The 17,507-nt window shown below is 73.5% G+C and carries 8 protein-coding genes; all 8 read right to left on the reverse strand.

The genetic code is table 11. The features are described 5' to 3' along the window. Positions 1 to 6: 6 nt before the first annotated feature. Genes ABZ374_RS15410 through ABZ374_RS15445 form a run of 8 tightly spaced genes read right to left on the reverse strand, consistent with a single transcriptional unit; the run spans position 7 to position 17,425 of the window. Positions 7 to 1,899 carry a N,N-dimethylformamidase beta subunit family domain-containing protein gene (locus ABZ374_RS15410; RefSeq protein WP_360311003.1) on the reverse strand — a complete coding sequence of 631 codons (1,893 nt, stop codon included), beginning with the start codon at positions 1,897 to 1,899 and terminating at the stop codon, positions 7 to 9. Then, complete coding sequence (locus ABZ374_RS15415; protein ID WP_360311005.1) at positions 1,896 to 3,359, reverse strand: condensation domain-containing protein; 1,464 nt, start codon at positions 3,357 to 3,359, stop codon at positions 1,896 to 1,898. Before ABZ374_RS15415 ends, ABZ374_RS15410 begins: the two co-directional genes overlap by 4 nt. Next, entirely contained in the window at positions 3,352 to 3,618 is a 267-nt protein-coding gene (locus ABZ374_RS15420) for an acyl carrier protein (protein WP_360311007.1), read from the reverse strand. The genes ABZ374_RS15415 and ABZ374_RS15420 overlap by 8 nt, the downstream gene beginning before the upstream one ends. Beyond that, positions 3,615 to 3,833, reverse strand: a complete 219-nt coding sequence (locus ABZ374_RS15425; protein WP_360311009.1) for an MbtH family NRPS accessory protein — start codon at positions 3,831 to 3,833, stop codon at positions 3,615 to 3,617. The genes ABZ374_RS15420 and ABZ374_RS15425 overlap by 4 nt, the downstream gene beginning before the upstream one ends. Beyond that, a complete protein-coding gene (locus ABZ374_RS15430) occupies positions 3,830 to 7,030 on the reverse strand; it encodes an amino acid adenylation domain-containing protein (protein WP_360311011.1) in 3,201 nt (1,066 codons plus the stop codon). The genes ABZ374_RS15425 and ABZ374_RS15430 overlap by 4 nt, the downstream gene beginning before the upstream one ends. Continuing rightward, complete coding sequence (locus ABZ374_RS15435; protein ID WP_360311013.1) at positions 7,027 to 8,553, reverse strand: class I adenylate-forming enzyme family protein; 1,527 nt, start codon at positions 8,551 to 8,553, stop codon at positions 7,027 to 7,029. The genes ABZ374_RS15430 and ABZ374_RS15435 overlap by 4 nt, the downstream gene beginning before the upstream one ends. Then, complete coding sequence (locus ABZ374_RS15440; RefSeq protein ID WP_360311015.1) at positions 8,550 to 14,105, reverse strand: amino acid adenylation domain-containing protein; 5,556 nt, start codon at positions 14,103 to 14,105, stop codon at positions 8,550 to 8,552. Before ABZ374_RS15440 ends, ABZ374_RS15435 begins: the two co-directional genes overlap by 4 nt. Continuing rightward, positions 14,102 to 17,425 (reverse strand): amino acid adenylation domain-containing protein, encoded by a 3,324-nt coding sequence (locus ABZ374_RS15445; RefSeq protein WP_360311017.1) that lies wholly within the window; start codon positions 17,423 to 17,425, stop codon positions 14,102 to 14,104. Before ABZ374_RS15445 ends, ABZ374_RS15440 begins: the two co-directional genes overlap by 4 nt. Positions 17,426 to 17,507 lie beyond the last annotated feature (82 nt).

Below are 17,507 nucleotides of genomic sequence, written 5' to 3' on the forward strand. Positions count from 1 at the left end.
TCCCTGCTACCGGGGCATTGCCGACCGTCGCCGGATCCGCGAGCCCGGCGCGGTGGCGATCAGGCTGCCGGCATGCCCGGTCAACGCCCGACACGTGCCCGGTTCCGCCGGCTCCCCGGCCAACGGGGCGAACTCCGCCGCCTCCGTCACCGGGAGCCGGGTGGACAACCGGCCGGCCCGATCCGCCGCGTACAACCTGCCGTTCATCGCGGTGAGCACGATCGCACCACCGGCGGGGCCCAGTTCGCGCCACGGCGGTGTCGCGTCCGGGTCGGCGGGCAACTCGGCCGCGTACACGTGCCGCAGCCGGTCGTCGGCGCACACCGCGAACAGGCCGCCGTCGCACAGCGCGATCGCGATCGTGCCGGTCGGCAGCCGGGACACCCAGGTCCACGGCGCCGGTCCGGTCAGCGGCGGGCGCCGCAACAGGCGGCCGTCCGCCGTGGCCGCGTACAACACCAGCGGCAACGGGCCGAACGCCTCGCGCGCCGCCGCCAGTGCCACCACCGGTCGGGCCGTGTCGATCGTGCGCCACGGCAGGTTCTGCCCGCTCACCTCGCGGCACACCAGCGCACCCTCGGTGTCCACCGCGAACAGCACGTCCTCGCAGGCCGCCAGCGCCCGGATGTCGCCGGAGGGCCCGATCTCCTCCCACTGCGGCTGCCGGTCCGCGTCGAGCCGATCGAGCACGTTGCGGGTGACCCGGTCCACCACCGGATCGGCCAGCGCACTGCCCCAGTTGATCGTGCCCGCGTTGAACACCGTGCCCGCACCCAGCCGGAAGGTGCCCATCACCGCGTCCCCGCCCTGACCGTAGCGGGCCCAGTGCCGCAGGTCGGCGGTGGCCAGCACGACGAAGGACGGCGGCGTGCCGTCCCGGCCCGTGGCGCGAGGCACGCCGCCGCGCCACTCCAACTCGGTCGCGTCCGTCTCGTAGCCCAACGCGCCCTGGGCGAACTTGTCGCCGTCCGCGAGCCCGGTGCCCGCGAAGACCCAGTGGTCGGTGAAGCGGGCGATGTACGCCTCCTCCCGGATCACCTTCATGCCCTCGCCCCACGCGCCCGCGCCGCGGCGGAAACTCAGTCCGGTCATGCTGTTCTCCGGGCGGTACACCGGTGCGCTGGACCACTCCACGGTGACCCGCCCGGGATCGATCGCCGCCATCGGGTCGCTCACCGCGTCCCGATGGCACACCATGGTGCGCCCGTCGTCCTCCAGCCGCATCTGCCACCACGCGGTGTTGGCCGCGAAGATCGCCAGATTGCCACCGCGCCGGACGAAGCCCTCAACCGTGTCGCGTTGTTCCCCGGACCAGTACTCGTCGTGCCCGTTGATCACCAACAGCCGGTAATGCCGCAGCAGTTCGTCGCCGCCGTGCAGATCCAGACCGGAACAGAACTCGACCGACCGACCGGTGGCCCGGAACCAGCGCAGCAGTCCCTCCTCCCAGCGCTCCGGCGGTGGGCCGCCGCCGGGTCGGTCGAAGGAGACCCGGGCGGCGCGATCCGGCTGTTCGGCGTAGTACAGCCCCTGGCCCGGCACACCGGAGCGGTTGTACGCCTGCCACGTGGCGAACGGCACCGAGACCAGGATGCCCGCCGTGCCGCCCGGATCCGCCGCCCGCACCACGAACCAGACCTCGTGGTCCAGCGGTTCGACCCCGGCGAGCGGGGTGCCGTCGTCGAACACGGCCCGGTAGAGCGAGCTGGGCCAGTGCTCGGGGACGACCAACTCCCAGATCCCACCGTCGATCCGCCCGCGCGTGAGCACCCGGTCCGTGATCGCGTCCAGGACCGTGACCTCGCCGTGCACCGGGCCGCCGTCGGTATGGGCGAGGTGGAAGCGCAGCCGACCGCCCGCGACCACCGAGGTCGCGCCGGCATACGCCAGAACGCTCATGCGACCGGCTCCGCCACCCGCTCCGCGAAGCCGGTCAACGCGCCGATCGGCACTTCCCGGCCGCCCGCCGCGCGCACCAACAGGTCCTCCAACGCCACCAGATGCGCCTCCAACGCGTGTACCGGCAGATACGCGGTGTCACCGGTGACGCTGACCACCAGCGCGTCGCCCTCGGAGACCACGTGCATGCAGTACCGGCAGGCGATGAACTCGTGCCCGCCCGCCGGTTCGACCCGACTGTGGGTGCGCGCCGCATCCAGTTCGGCGGTGGTCGGTGCCGGGCCGGTCGTGGCCGGCCGGTCCACCAGGCGCATGTCGTTGAAACAACAGAACGGCCGGATCGGCGTGCCGCGTTCGGCCGCGATCCGCTGCATCAACGCGTTCCACCGATCCGGGTCGTAGCCCGCGCTGCGATAGGCGCGCAGCGACGCCTGCCACGCGGCGGGCAGCAGGTCGGTGAAATGCGCGGCCGGGTCCAGGTCCAGGACGAACAGGCCCTCCTGGGACAGCGTGGTCACCAGATCGCGGCTCTCCGCCCGGAATCGATTGGCCACGATCGGCAACATCACCGCGGTGTCGCGACCACCGGCCCGCGCGGCCAACACGGCCGCGCCGGCCAGCAGTACGGCGGACGGGCTGATCCGGTGCCGCAGCGCCACCGCGTCGGTGGCCCGGGCCAGCGCCGCGGACACCAGCCGCACGGTGCGAAACCGCGGCGCGGCGGGCTCGGCGACCACGTCGGCGAACACCGTCGGCGCGATCCGCCGGTAGTGCGTCTCCCAATGCGCCAGCGCCGATTCGCCCCGGCGCAGTCCGGTCGCCGAGGACTGCTCGTGGGCCAGATCCAGCGGCCCGGCCGAGGTCGGCCCACCCGCCGAACCGCGCCGGATCAACAATCGCAGGTCGCGCACCAGCACCTCGACGCCGTGCCCGTCGGTGGCCACGTGGCACAGCGCGAGCGCCACATAGCGCACCCGGCCGCCGTGCACGATCAGCCCGGCCCGGATCGGCCACGCGCCGAAGTAGTCGAAGCGGGTCGCGCCGAGCCGCTCCGCCACCGCCGCGGCGACCGTGTCCGCGTCCTCGATCAGGGCCGCCTCGAACACCTGCACCGGCAGACTGCCCGCCGGGTGGCGCACCTGCCGGGGCTCGCCGTCGGCACTCACCAGCCGGGTGCGCAACGCGTCGTGCCGCTCCATCAGCCGGCCGAGCGCGGCACCGGCCTGCGCCACGTCCACCGGCCCGCCGCGATCGGCGATCGGCAACACCCGGGTCATGTTGAAGTAGTGGTCGCTGGGCGCGGTGCGTCGAATGGCCTGCCAGATCGCCCGCTGCCCCCAGGTCAGCGGCGCCTCCACCGGGCCGTCCACGGCCACCGCGAACGGCGCTCGGACCTCGTGCGGGACCTCGGTCGGAGCATCGGCCGCGACCGGGGTTCTCGCCGCGCCGCGCTCAGCCATCGCCCACCGCCACGCCCTGCCGGGTCAGCCGCTCGACCAGCGTGTCCAGGTCCTCGACGAAGTCGAGATCCGCGTCCAGGTCGAAGAACACGTCGAACTCGCCCTCCAGCGCGTCGATCAGCCGCAGAAACGTCAACGAGCTGACCCCGGCGGCCGTCAACGAGCCCTCGTTCGCCAGCACTTCACGAGCGCTGACCTCGCCGTCACTGACCTCGGCGATCAGCGTGGCCACCCGCTCGCGCAGTTGCTCGGCGCTCATGCCGCGTCCCCGGCCAGGCGCCGACGCAGGCTCAGCGGACGGATGTCCGGCCAGACACGGTCGATGTGCGCCGAGCACTCCTCACGGGTGCCGACGAAGCCGGTGGGTACCCACCCGGCGGGGGGATCGGTGCGCAGCGGCCACAACGAGTGTTGTTCCTCGTCGTTGACGACCACGCGGTACTGCTCCACGGTGCTGTCCGTCTCGGTGCTCATCGTTGCTGCTCCTGGAGTTCGCGGATGGCGTCCGTGACGCCGGTGACGGTCGGGCTGTCGAAGAAGACGTCGAGCGGGACCTCGACGCCGAGCCGCTTGCGGATGCGCGCGGCGATCTGCGTGATGGTCAGGGAATGGCCGCCCAGGTCGAACAGGTCCTCGTCCGGACCGACATCGTCCAGCCGCAACACCTCGGCCCAGATCGCCCGGACGGTCTCGGTGACCTCGTCGGCGGGCGCGCCCGGGGCCCCGGTGGGGTCGGTGGGGTCGATCGGTTCGGGGCGGGCCGGGGCCGGTTCGGGCAATCGGGCGCGGTCCAGCTTGCCGTTCGGGGTGAGCGGGAACGCGTCCAGGACGAGGAAGGTGTGCGGCACCATCGCGGCCGGCAGCGTATGGGCGAGATACGCCCGCAACCGGTCCGGTGCCACCGGGGGTTGCCCGGGTTCGGGGACCAGATAGCCGACCAGGCGGGCGTGTTCGGTGTCCCGGTCCAGCAGCCGGACCGCGGCCTGGGCGATGCCCGGGTGCGCGCCGAGCAGGCTCTCGATCTCGCCCGGTTCGATGCGGTGGCCGCGCAACTTGACCTGGGCGTCGGTCCGGCCGACGTAGTCCAGGCCGCCGCCGGGCGCGTGCCGGACCAGGTCGCCGGTGCGGTAGAGCCGGGCGCCGGGCGGCCCGAAGGGGTCGGCCACGAACCGCTCGGCGGTCAGCCCCGGGCGGCCCGGATAGCCGTGCGCCACGCCGTCGCCGCCCAGGAACAACTCGCCCGGCAGGCCCTCGGGCACCGGGTGCAGCCGGCCGTCGAGCACGTACGCGCGGGTGTTGGCCAGCGGCCGACCGATCCCGGGCGGCGCGTCGCCGCGTACCTCGGCGTAGGTGGACCACACCGTGGTCTCGGTGGGGCCGTACACGTTGACCAACCGGCCGACCGCGCGACGCAGTTCGTCGGCCAGTGCACCGGGCAGCGCCTCGCCGCCGGTGATCGCGGTCAGTCCGGGGCGGTGCAGCCCGGCCGCGAGCAGCACCCGCCAGCCGCTGGGCGTGGCCTGCACGTGCGAGATCGCATGGCGCTCCAGGACGCCCAGTTGGGCGGGGCCGTCCCGGTGCCGGTCGTCGGGCACCAGCACCACCCGCGCGCCGGTGACCAGCGGCAGCAGCAGTTCGACGGTGGAGATGTCGAAGGACAGCGAGGTCAGGCCGAGCCAGCGGTCGCCCGCGGTGGCGCCGAGCCGATCGCGCATGCTCGCCAGCAGGTTGGCCAGGGCGTGGTGCGGGATCTCGACGCCCTTGGGTCGGCCGGTGGAGCCGGAGGTGTAGATGACGTAGGCGGGGTCCCCCGGTTCGGGCCGGGCCGGGGGCTCCACCGGGGCGGGATCGGGCCCGAACAGGTCGGGACCGTACAGGTCGGGCCCGGTCAGCACCAGGACCTCGGCGGCGGTGTCGGCGGGGCGTTCGCCGCGCTCGGTGACAAGCGCCGCGATCCGGGCGTCCGCGCGGATGAAGGCGAGCCGCTCGGCCGGATAGCCCGGGTCCAACGGCAGGTAGGCGGCGCCGGCCGCGAGCACGCCGAGCACGGCGGCCACCTGTTCGCCGGTGCGGCCCAGTTCGATCCCGACCAGGTCGCCGGCGCCGATCCCGGCCGCGCCGAGCCGGCGGGCGAACACGTAGGCCGCGGAGGCCACCTGGCGGTAGGTCAGGAACCGGCCGGCGCACACCACGGCGACCGTGTCGGGGGCGGCACAGGCGCGCGTGGCGAACAGGTCGACCACGGTGTCCCGGGCCGGGTAGGGCGTGTCGGTGGCGTTGTCCGCGTGCAGCACCCGGACCAGTTCGGCCTCGGGCAGCAGCGGCAGATCGCCGATGGGCAGCTCCGGGTCGGCCAGGGCGGTGGTCAGCAGCGTGGCGAAGTGGCCCGGGATGCGCGCGGCGACGCCGGGGGCGAAGGCGTCGGTGGGCACGTGCAGCGCGCCGTCGATCCGGTCCCGGCCCTCGACCAGTTGCAGATGCGCGGTGTTGCGGGCGGTCGGCGGCAGCACGATCCACTCGACCCGCACCTCGACGCCGGGGAACACCGGTTCGATCGCGCGGGTGCGCCGCCGGTAGCTCACGGTCAGGTCGGTCAGCGCGGTCCTGGGACCGAGGCCGCGCACGGTGTGGCTGTAGGGCACGTCACGGAACGCGTAGACGGCCCGCAGTTCGGCGCGCAGTTCGCGGGCGAACGCGCCGAACTCCTGTTCCGCGCGCGGCCTGGAGGACACCGGCAACTCGTTGACGAACAGGCCCACGTGGCGGATGTCGGCCGGGGTGCGGGTGGACAACTCCAGGGCGGTGCGCACCCGGGCGTTGCCGTACCGGAACAGCAACGCGTGCCAGCCCGCGAGCAGCAGTTCGAAGTGGGTCACGCCCAGGCGCAGCGCCGCCTCGTCGAGCGCGGCCACCGTCTCGGGCCCCAGGGTGAACGGGATCGCGTTCCCCGGCGCCGGTTCGCTGCCGGCCCGGGTGCCCGGCGACAGGCCGGGCAACACGGCCCGGCCCGGTTCCTCGCGGTGCCTGGCCCACACGCTGGTGGCGTCCACCGGCGGCGGCCCGGACGTGGTCCCGGCCGCGTGGATCGCCTCCGCCGCCCAACGCGCCTCCGGGGCCGCACCGGTGGCGTTCGTGCCGTCCCGGGCCGCCCGGTAGCCCCGGGCCAGGCCGGCCACCACGATCTCCTTGGACGTGCCGTCGAAGACCAGGTGATGGGCCGTCACCAACAGGGTGTGTCGGTCCGGCCCCAGGGTGAACAGCGTGAAGCGCGCGAGCGGCCCGACGGACAGGTCGAACGGGCGGGCGAGTTCGGCCCGTATCCGGGCGTCGATGTCGGCGGGGTCGGCGGCGGTCCGCCGCATCGGCGCGGGCCCGACCGGCACCAGGGCGGGCACGCCGTCGGCCTCGCCGACCGCCGTCGCGAGCACCGGATGGCGCGCGACGGTGCTCGCACACGCCGCCGCCAGTGCGGCCACGTCCAGCGGGCCGTCGAAGCGCAGCAGCACCGACAGGTGGTAGGCGGACTCGGCGGGCAGCGTGCGCTCGGTCACCCAGAGGCCCAACTGGGCTGCGGACAAAGGCGCGACGGGCGATTCGGCGGCGACCGGCCCGGTGTACCGGCCGCCCTCGCCCTCGGTCGTCGGGGGGATCTGATCGTTGGTGACAGTCATGGTCGGACCTCGTCGTCCAGGAGCCGGCGCAGCTCACGCTTGAGGATCTTGCCGCCCTCGTTGCGCGGCAGGGATTCCCGGAACAACACGTGCCCGGGCAGTTCGTGTGCGGCGAGACGCTCCATCAGGAACACCCGCAGCTCGGTCGCGGTGAGATTGCCCGTCGGTACCACCGCCGCGGCGACGGTCATCCCGAGCACGGGATGCGGCACCCCGAAGGCGGCCGCGTCGACGACCGCCGGGTGTTCGTGCAGGGCGTTCTCGACCTGGAGCGTGGAGACCTTGTACGCACCGGACTTGATCACGTCCCGCTCCCGGTCGACCAGGTACAGGAAGCCGTCCGCGTCCAGCCGACCCAGGTCGCCCATCCGCACCCAACGCCCGGAGAACACCGCGGTATCGGGTTCCTCGCCGTAGTAGGACCTGGGCATGGTCGGCGAGCGCAGCCACACCTCGCCGGTCTCGCCGACCGGCAACACCCGGCCCGCGTCGTCGGTCACCCGCAGGTCGCGCAGCGACGCCGGCCGCCCGGGGGAGTCGGGGTGTTCGGGGTCGAACAGCATCGTGGTCTGTGCGGGCGCGGCCTCGGTGGAGGTGTAGTAGTTGACGATCTGGGCCTGCGGGAACAGTCGGGACAGGCCCAGCGCGACGCTCTGCGGCAGGGCGGCGGCGGTGGAGCCGAGCAGCCGCACCCCGGAGAGGTCGCAGCGCCGCACCTGTTCCGTGCCGAGCAGTTCGATCGCCATCGCCGGGACCACGAACACGCTGCCCACCGCGTGCCGTTCGATCAGTCGAGCGAAGTGGCCGGGGGTGAAGCGCGGGGCGGCGATCGCGGTCGCCTTGGCGTCCAGCGCGTTGATCAGCATGGTCTGCCCGGCGTTGGTGCCGACCGGGAAGGCGTGCAGGAAGTGCGCCGAGTGCCCCAGCGGGCGCCGGCGCGCGTCCAACGTGCAGCCGTGCGCGAGGTTGGCGTGGGTGGCGGCCACGCCCTTGGGGGTGCCGGTGGTGCCGGAGGTGTACAGGATCTGGGCGAGGTCGCCCGCCGCGGGCGGCGGGAGTTCGCTGCCGGGGTAGGTCTCGATGTCCTCCACCGGCGCGGCCCAGGCACCGGTGCCGGCGTCCGGCGGGGTCAGCTCGGCGCGATGCAGGACGGCTGCGGCGCCGCTGTGCCCGAGCAGCCGGCGCACCTCGGCGGGCGCGAGCCGATCCGACATCGGCACCGCGACCGCGCCGGCCCGGTGCACGCCCAGGTAGGCGGTCGCGTAGTCGATCCAGTCGCCGTTGCCGTACAGCAGCGCGACCCGGTCGCCGGCGCCGACGCCGCGCGTGCTCAACCCGGCGGCGACCGCGTCGGCGCGTTCGTGCCACGAGCCGAAGGTCAACTTCTCCCGGCCGCTGAGGATCGCCGGCCGCTCCGGCTCCAGTTCGGCGCGGTGCGTGAGCAGCGCGGACAGGCTCTCCGGCCCTCGGCGGTCGGCCGAGACCGGGCGGGGGCGGGCCGAGGGGCGGGTGCCGGTGCTCATCTCGACACCTCCGTGAGGGCCGGCTCGACCCGGTCGGCCCGGGCCCGGAGCCGGCGTTCGCGCTCCTGGATGCCGACCTCGTCGTCGGGCGGTGCGTCCGGCACGTCCCGGTCGAAGCGGGCCAGTACCGGAAGCCGCAGGCCGATCAGCACGAGTACCACCATCGCGGCGCCGAACACCAGGTACAACAAACCGATTCCGCGGCCTTCGCCGTGTCCGATCACGGTGCCCACGGAGCCCGCGAGCGGTCCGTCGTCGGCCATCAACGGTTCGAACAACCGTGCACCCAACGGCGCGATGATGCCGTGTCCGATCGGCAGCGTGGACCACGCGACCAGCGTGTTCAGCGCGAACACCCGGCCGTGGAAACGTTGTGGCACCTTGACCTGGACGATGGTCGTGTAGACGCCGTTGACCAGGGACAACGCGCAGGACATCCCGAAGGCGCCGATGCCCACCACCCACAGGCTCGCATGCAGCCCGGTGAACGCGGACGCGCCGGCCAGGCCGGCCGCCAACCACAACATGCCCCGCAGCCGTTGCCGACGCGGGCCGCCCCAGAAGCCCATCGCGATGCCGCCGATGATCACCCCGGCGCCGGCCGCCATCGAGACCCGGGCGGCGCCGCCCAGTGAGTCGAAGGACAACACCAGCGGCGTGGTCAGCAGGAACAGCGGTGACAGGAACAGGTTCAACACCGCGAACCACAACAACATCGCCCGAAAGCCCCGGTGTCGCCAGGAGTAGGTGAAACCGTGCTTGATCTCCGAGGTCAACGATTCGCGCCTGCGCCAGGGCAGCGTGCGCGGGAACCGCACACACGCGATGATGGTGATCGCGATCGCGTAGCTGACCACGTCCAGGATCAGGATGCCGCGCAGCCCGATTCCGGCCATCAGTCCCACCGCGATCAGGGGAACCACGAACTGGGCCACCCCGCCCGCCATTTGCACGATGCCGTTGGCGTGGCCGAGGTATTGCTTGGGCACCAGTTGCGGTACCGCCGAGGCGTAGGCCAGGCGTTGGAAGGTGAGCGCCATCGACAACGAGCCGAGCAACACGTAGATGTGCCACGGGTGCAGGTTGCCGGAGGCCAGCAGCAGCAACAACACCCCCTGGGTGCCGCCGGCGGCGATGTCGCCGGCCAGCATCACCTTGCGCCGATCCATCCGGTCCACGATGGCGCCGGCCAGCGGGCCGATCAGGATGCCGGGAAGCATCCCGATCACCGCGTACAAGGCGAACCGGCCCATCGAGCCGGTCTCCAGGTAGATCCAGATCGGCAGGGCGAACTCGGTCAGCGCCGAGCCGGTGATCGACACGAGCTGGCTGAACGCGACCAGCAGGAACCGGCCCATCCCGGGTTGTGGTTCGCGGGTGTCGGTGCGCTCGGGCGGGCCCGGATCCGGCGGTGGCCCGGCGGCTCCGTGGAACCACCACGGGCCGTCCGCCTCGCGGGTGGGCAGGGCGTCGGTGTCCTGGGCGACCAGCGCGGGGTGTACCCGGGTGATCACCTCGGCCAGGTCGTCGGCGCGGTGTTTGAGGAAGAAGTGGCCGGCCTCGTCGAGCATCACCAGGCCGACCCGGTCGGCGATGGTGCGCCACTCCCGAAAGCGCTCCTGGTAGAAGTCGGCGGCCGGGTCGCGGTCGCCCATCACCGACACGATCGGCGCGCGCAACCGGGGCCGTCGGTCGGACAGCGCCTCGGTGAAGTACTCTTCGGCGGCGACCGAGTCGCGGCGCATGTTCCCGATGATGAACTTCATCTGCTCGCCGTCCAGGTCCGCCATGTCGGCGCCCATCGAGGTCAGCCAGTTCGCGTAGACCCGGTCGCCGAGCAGCGGTTCGAGGGCGGCGATCCGGCTCAGCGTGCCGAGCACCCGGTTCTTCGGACGGGCGAAGGGGAACTGGGCGCCGATGTAGACGGCGGCCAACTCGCGCCCGGCTTCCTCCAGTTGCCGGGCCACCGCGACGATCAGCGCGCTGCCGACCCCGCAGTGCCCGTACAGCGCGATCGGCCCCTGGACCCGCTCCTGGATCTCGGCCACGATCCGCCGGGCGAGTTCGTCGAAGGGCAGCCGCTCCTGGGTGACGCCCACGTCGTGGCCGGGGATCGCCACCGACCACAGGTCGTGGGTGTCCGGCAGCGCGTCGGCGAGCGGCTGATAGACCACCGCGCTGCCGCCCCCGTAGGGCACGCAGACCAGCGACAACGTGCGCCGTGCCGCCGGGACCGGCCCGGCGAGGCGGTACAGCAGCCGGGCCGGGCCGCGTTCGGCCTCGGACAGGCCGGCCAGCGCGGCGATCTCGCGGATCGTCTTGTGCGTGAACACGTCCATCACGCTGACCGCCTGCCCGCCGATCTCCGGGAGTTGCCGGCGGGCGCGGGCGACCACCTGGGTGGCGAGCAGCGAATGGCCGCCCAGGTCGAAGAAGTCGTCGTCGACGCCGACCTCGGGCAATCCGAGCACGTCGCACCAGATGCGGGCGAACAGCAGCTCGGCGGGGGTCGTCGGCGGCGCGTCGGCGGCGCCCTTGGAGCGGCGCGCGGCGGGCGCGGGCAGGGTCTTGCGGTCCAGTTTGCCGTTGGGGGTCAACGGCAGCGCGGGCAGCGCGACGAACGCGGCGGGCACCATGTAGTCGGGCAGCGTGCGCTTCAGCGCGGCCCGCACGTCGTCCGCGTCGAACGCGTCGGCCCCGTCGGCCCCGAGCCTCGCCGGATCCTCGACCGGGACCACGTACGCGGTGATGCGCTTGTCCCCGGGCGTGTCCTCGCGCACCACGACCGCGGCTTCCTCGATCTCGTCGCGCCCCCGCAACACGGCCTCGATCTCGCCGAGTTCGATCCGCAGGCCGCGCAGCTTGACCTGTCCGTCGAGCCGGCCGAGGAAGGCGAGCGTGCCGTCCGGGCGCCACCGGGCCAGGTCGCCGGTGCGATAGAGCCGGGCGCCGGGCGGGCCGAACGGGTCCGGTACGAACCGCTCGCCGGTCAGCCCGGGGCGGCGGTGATAGCCCAGGGCGACCTGGACACCGCCCAGGTACAACTCGCCGGGCGTGCCCAGTGGCGCGGGCCGCATGGCGTCGTCGAGCACGTACACCCGGGTGTTGTGGATCGGTGCGCCGATCGGCACCGCCGCGAGCGGGCCCGCGCACTCCCACGCGGTGACGTCCACGGCCGCCTCGGTGGGCCCGTACAGGTTCGCCAGCGCGCAGTGCGGCAGCCGCTCGCGAAACGCCCGCGCGGTGTCCGGCGCGAGTTCCTCGCCGCTGCACACCACCCGGCGCAGCGTCGTGCAGAGTTCGACGCCCTCCTCGGCCAGGAACATCGTCAACATCGCGGGCACGAAGTGGGCGAGTGTGACGCCCTGTTCGGCGATCACGTCGCGCAGGTAGCCGGCGTCCTTGTGCCCGCCGGGCCGGGCCAGCACCAGCCGGGCACCGGTGCTCAGCGGCCAGAAGAACTCCCACACCGAGACGTCGAAGCTCGCCGGGGTCTTCTGCAACACCGCGTCGGTGCCGCTCAGTCGGTAGGTGTCCTGCATCCAGGCGATCCGGTTGACGATGCCGCGATGGGTGTTCGGCACCCCCTTGGGCCGGCCGGTGGAGCCGGAGGTGTAGATCAGGTAGGCGACGTCGTCGGGCGCGGGCCCGGCGCCCGACAGCGCGCCGGGAGCCGGGTCGGGCCAGTCGGCGAGGTCGTCCAGGTACAACACCCGGGCCGCGCGCTCGTTCGGCATCGCCGGGCCACGCTGCGTCAGCAACACCCGCGCGCCCGAGTCGGCGAGCATGAACGCGAGCCGCTCGGCCGGGTATTGCGGATCCAGCGGGGTGTATCCGGCGCCTGCCCGAAGCACCCCGAGCAGCGCCGCGACCAACTCCGGGGAGCGCTCGGCGCCGACCGCGACCAGATCGCCGGCGCGCACCCCCTCGGCTCGCAGGCGCTGCGCCACCCGGTCGGCGGCGGCGTCGAGTTCGCGATACGTCAGGGTGCGCTCGTCGAGGGTGACCGCGATCGCGTCGGGGGTGCGGTCGATCTGCTCGGCGATCAGGCTCGTCAGGGTGGCCTCGGTCGGCACCGACGCGGCGGTGTCGTTCCACCGGGTCAACATCAGCTCGCGCTCGTCCGGATCCAGGCCGTCGAGCGTGGACACCGGGACGTCGGGTCGGTCCGCGAGCACCGCCAGCAAGCGGCCCAGGTGTCGGCCCAGGCGCGCGATGGTCGCCTCGTCGAACAGGTCGGTGTTGTAGTTGAACGCGCCGCGCAGCCCGTCCGGCCACTCCATCAGGAACAGTTCCAGGTCGAACCGGGTGCCGCCGGCCCGGATGCCGAACACCTCCGCGGACAGTGCGGCACGGTCGCCGTCGGCGTTCGCGGTGGCGTAGTTCTGTACCGCCAGCACCGCCTGGAACACCGGCGAACGGGTCACGTCACGGGGCACGTTCAGTTCGGTGACCAATTGTGCGAACGGCAACTCCTGGTGTGCGTACGCCTCCAGGCAGCTCTCCCGGGTGCGGTCGAGCAGTTCGGCGAAGGTCGGGTCGCCGTCGGTGCGCGCCCGCAGCGCGAGCACGTTGACGAACATCCCGACCAGGTCCTCGACCTCGGGATGCGGCCGACCGGCGACGGGGGAGCCGATCGCGAACGCGCGCTGCCCGCTGTGTCGGGCCAGCACCAGTTGGAAGGCGGCGAGCAGCACCATGTACAACGTCGCGCCGCGCTCGCGGGCCAACGACGCCAGCCGGTCCAGGAGTTCGCGATCGACCTCGAACGCGTAGCCGGCGCCGTCGAAGGTCTGCCGGGCCGGTCTGGGTCCGCGCGTGGGCAGTTCGAGCGGCTCGACGCCGGCCAGCTCGGTGCGCCAGTAGGCGATCTCGCGGGCGAGCGGGTCGCCGGTCAGCCGCTCTCGCTGCCAGATCGCGAAGTCGCCGTAGGAGACCGCCGGTTCGACGACCGGTGTGGCGCTGCCCGCGGTGTGCGCGGCGTAGCGGGTGAGCACCTCGCGGACCATGATCTCGCTGGACCAGCCGTCGCTGACGCTGTGATGCACGGTCAGCAGCAGGACGTGGTCGGTCGCGGCCGCCTCGATCAGCAGGGCCCGGAACAGCGGGCCCTCGGCCAGGTCGAACGGCGTCGCGATGGCGGCCGTGATCAGGTCCGACACCCGCTCCGGGTCGGCGGCCCGGGCGCGGGCGAGTGGGACCGGCGCGGGCTCGGCGATGTCCAGGTGCGGCCGGCCGTCCTCGTCGACCAGGTAGCGCGAGCGCAGCGTCTCGTGCCGGGCGACCAGGTCGCTCAGCGCCCGGGTGAGTGCCTCGACGTCGAGCGCACCGCGCAGGCGACGCGCGATCGGGATGGTGTAGGCGGCCGTCCCGGGGGCGAACTGCTCCATGAACCACAGGCGTTCCTGGGCATGGGAGAGCGGCGGCACGGTGCCTTCGGGGCGGCGGGGGATGACCGGACCGGCGTCGGCGCGTCGGCGCAGCCGGCGGTCCAGGAGTTCGCGCTTGGTTGCGGAGAGGGTCGTCGCGCGTGCTGGGGATTCCGTGCTCATGGCTGCGGACGGTTCCTCTCCCGGGAGAGCTGCTGCTCGGCGGTGTCGTCGTCCAGGGCCTCCAGGTCGGCGACCAGGAGGTCTTCGACGGCGGCGGCGAACCCGGCGAGGGTGCGGTGGGTGAACAGTGTGCGCAGCGGCACGTTCAGGTCGGCGGTGGCGGCGATGCGGGCGACCACCCGGGTGGCGAGCAGCGAGTGGCCGCCGAGTTCGAAGAAGTCGTCGAGGACGCCCGCCTTGTCCAAGCCGAGCACGTCGATCCAGATCTCGGCGATCAGCTCCTCGGCGGCGGTGCGCGGCGCGAGGTAGCCGTGGGTCTGTTCGGCGCGCCGGTCCGGTGCGGGCAACGCGCGGTGGTCGAGTTTGCCGTTGGGGGTCAGCGGCAGCCGGTCCAGGCGCACCAGCGCGTCGGGGACCAGGTGCGCGGGCAGCCGGCCGGCGAGGTCGGTGCGCAACTGCGGGACAGTGAGGTCGGCGTCGGTGACCACATAGCCCACGAGTGCCTCGTCGCGGGCGATCACCGCGGCCTGGAGCACGCCGGGGCGGGCCAGCAGGGCGGCCTCCACCTCGCCCGGCTCGACTCGGTGGCCGCGCACCTTGACCTGGGCGTCCAACCGCCCGAGGAACTCCAGGCGTCCATCGGGGCGCAGCCGTACCCGGTCGCCGGTGTGGTAGCGGCGGGCGCCCGGCGGCCCGTCCGGGTCGGGCCGGAAGGCGGCGGCGGTGGCGCCGGGGCGGCCGAGATAGCCCAGGGCCACACCCGCGCCGCCGATCAGCAGTTCGCCGGCCACCCCCGGGGGCACCGGATTGCCGTGCGGGTCGGCGACGACGGTGTGCGTGTCCGCGATCGGCGTGCCGATCGGCGGGCGGGCGAGCGCGTCGGCCGCGCCCAGGTCCGCCGTGGTCGCGATGATCGTGGTCTCGGTCGGCCCGTACGAGTTGACCACCCGGACCCGGTCGCCGAAGCGGGCCCGCCACGCGGCCACCGCGCCGGGGCGGACCTGGTCCGCGCCCAGGATCAGCAGGCGCAGCGCGGGCGGCCAAGCGATGGTGTCGGCGCCGGTCTCGACCAGTTCGTGCCAGTAGGGCGTGGGCAGGTCGAGCACGCTCACGTCGTCCGCGCCGCCTTCGGCGAGCACGTCGGGCAGCGTGGCGTCGGGGGCGGGCAACACCAGCGTGGCGCCCGCGGCCAGGCACGGGTACACCTCCTCGGCGTGGGTGTCGAAGCTCAGCGACGCGCTCTGCAGGACCCGGTCCTCGGCGTGGATCCCGTAGCCGGCGCGCATCCAGCGCACCCGGGCGGCCAGCGCGCCGTGCGGGACCAGGACGCCCTTGGGCGTGCCGGTGGACCCGGAGGTGTAGATCAGGTAGGCGGGGTGTTGCGGTCCGGGGTCGACGGGGTCGGCCGGCGGGGGAGGGTGGGCGGTGTCGGCGACGTCCACGGGCACGACGGTCACGTGCTCCGGCAGCCCGTCCGGGAAGGTGTGGTCGGTGACCACGACTCGGGTGCCGCTGTCGGTGATCATGAACGTGATCCGGGCGGCCGGGTATTCGGGGTCCAGTGGCAGATACGCCGCGCCCACCCGCCACGCGGCGAGCATCGCCACGATCGCGTTCGGGCCGCGCGGGCACAGGACGCCGACGAGGTCGCCGGGGCGCACCCCGGCGGCCCGCAGCCGGGCGGCCGACGCGTCCGTGCGCCGGCCCAGTTCGGGGTAGGTGAGGGTGGCGTCGGCAGCGCGCAGCGCGATCCGGTCGCCGGGCACCCGGGCGATCGCGGTGGGCACGCTCTCGGCCGGTTCGGCGGAGCCGCCCGGGGCGGTCCCGAACGTGGCCGCGTGCAACCGGGTGCGATCGGCGGCGCTCAGCAGCGGCAGCAGATGTACGGGGGTGTCCGGGTCGGCCAGAGCGGCGCGCAGCAGGATCTCCAGGCGCTCGGCGAGGCCCGCGACGCCGGCCTCGTCGAACAGCGCGGTGCGGTGGCCGAACACGGCGATCAGGTCGTCGCCGGCGCGTCGGATGTCCAGCGAGAGATCGAACTTGCCGGCCCGATGCCCGCCGTCCTCCTCGACCGCGACCAGGTCGGCGAACCGATGCTCGGGCCCGGTGTCCTCGTCCTGGGTGTGCACGGTCAGCAGGGTTTGGAACAGCGGTGCGGGAGCGGCCGGATCGCGGTCCACCCGCAGTTCGGCGAGCAGTTGCTCGAACGGGATGCGGTCGTGTCCGTAGGCGCCGAGCGCGGTTCGGCGGGTGCGCCGCAGGAGTTCGGCGAAGGTCGGGGTGCCGCGCAGGTCGGCGCGCAACACCAGGGTGTTGGAGAAGTAGCCGATCACCTGCTCGTGCTCGACCTCGGCGCGGCCGGCGATCGGTGCGCCGATCGCGAAGTCCCGCTGTCCGCCGTGCCGATGCAGCACGGCCTGGTAGCCGGCGAGCAGGATCATGAACGGCGTGCAGCGTCGGGCCCGGGCGACGGCGTCCAGCAGTGGTCCGATGCCGGCGAGCCGGCGGGTGTGGAAGGCGGCGGCCGAGCCGGTGTCGGCGGTGCGCGGACGGTCCAGCGGGAGTTCGAGCGCGGGCAGGTCGGCGAGTTGCCGGCGCCAGTAGTCGATCGCCCGGTCGGTGTCCGGGTCGGGTTCGCGTTGGCGTGCGGCGTAAGCGGAGTAGCTCGGCAGCGGTGCGAACACCGGGTCGACGCCGTCGCGGTGTGCGCAGTAGCGCAGTTCGAGCTCGCGCCGGAGCAGGTTCAGCGACCAGCCGTCGGCCAGGATGTGGTGCAGCACCACGCACAACACGTGCTCGTCGGCGGCGAGCCGGATCAGGCTCACCCGCAGCGGCGCGGCGAGCGCGAGGTCGAAGCCGGCGTTGACCCGTTCGTCCAACACCCGGGCCAGGGCCGCCGGGTCCCGCCCGCTCAGGTCCAGGGTCTCGATCGGGACCGGCCCGGGTGGTTGCAGCACGGCGGTCGGGCGGCCCCCGTCGTCCGGGAAGCGGGTGCGCAGCGCGTCGTGCCGGGCGACGACGCCGTCGAACGCGGCGCGCAGCGCGTCCACCCGGAGCGGGCCGTGCAGGCGCAACAACCACGGGATGTTGTAGGCGGCGTCGCCGGGCTCGAACCGGTCGAGGAACCAGAGCCGTTCCTGCCCGAAGGACAGCACCCCGAAGCGCTCCTCGGAGCCCGGGACGTGGCTCGAAGCGGCGTCGGCGCCCGAGGCGGGGCCGGCCCCTGGGGCGGCGGGGCTCGACCCGATCCGCCCGACGCCGTCCGTCGGGGCGAATCCGGCCCCGGCCCGGGGCCGGGAAAGCGTTCGTTCGTCGTCCATGTCGACCCCCTCGCCGGCATCGCCCGAAGGACGCGACGCAGCGACCGAGCGGTCCTGCCGTCATCCCGTTCCCGGGCGCCGA

This window comes from Embleya sp. NPDC005971 (assembly GCF_040629175.1).
Taxonomy (GTDB): Bacteria; Actinomycetota; Actinomycetes; order Streptomycetales; family Streptomycetaceae; genus Embleya.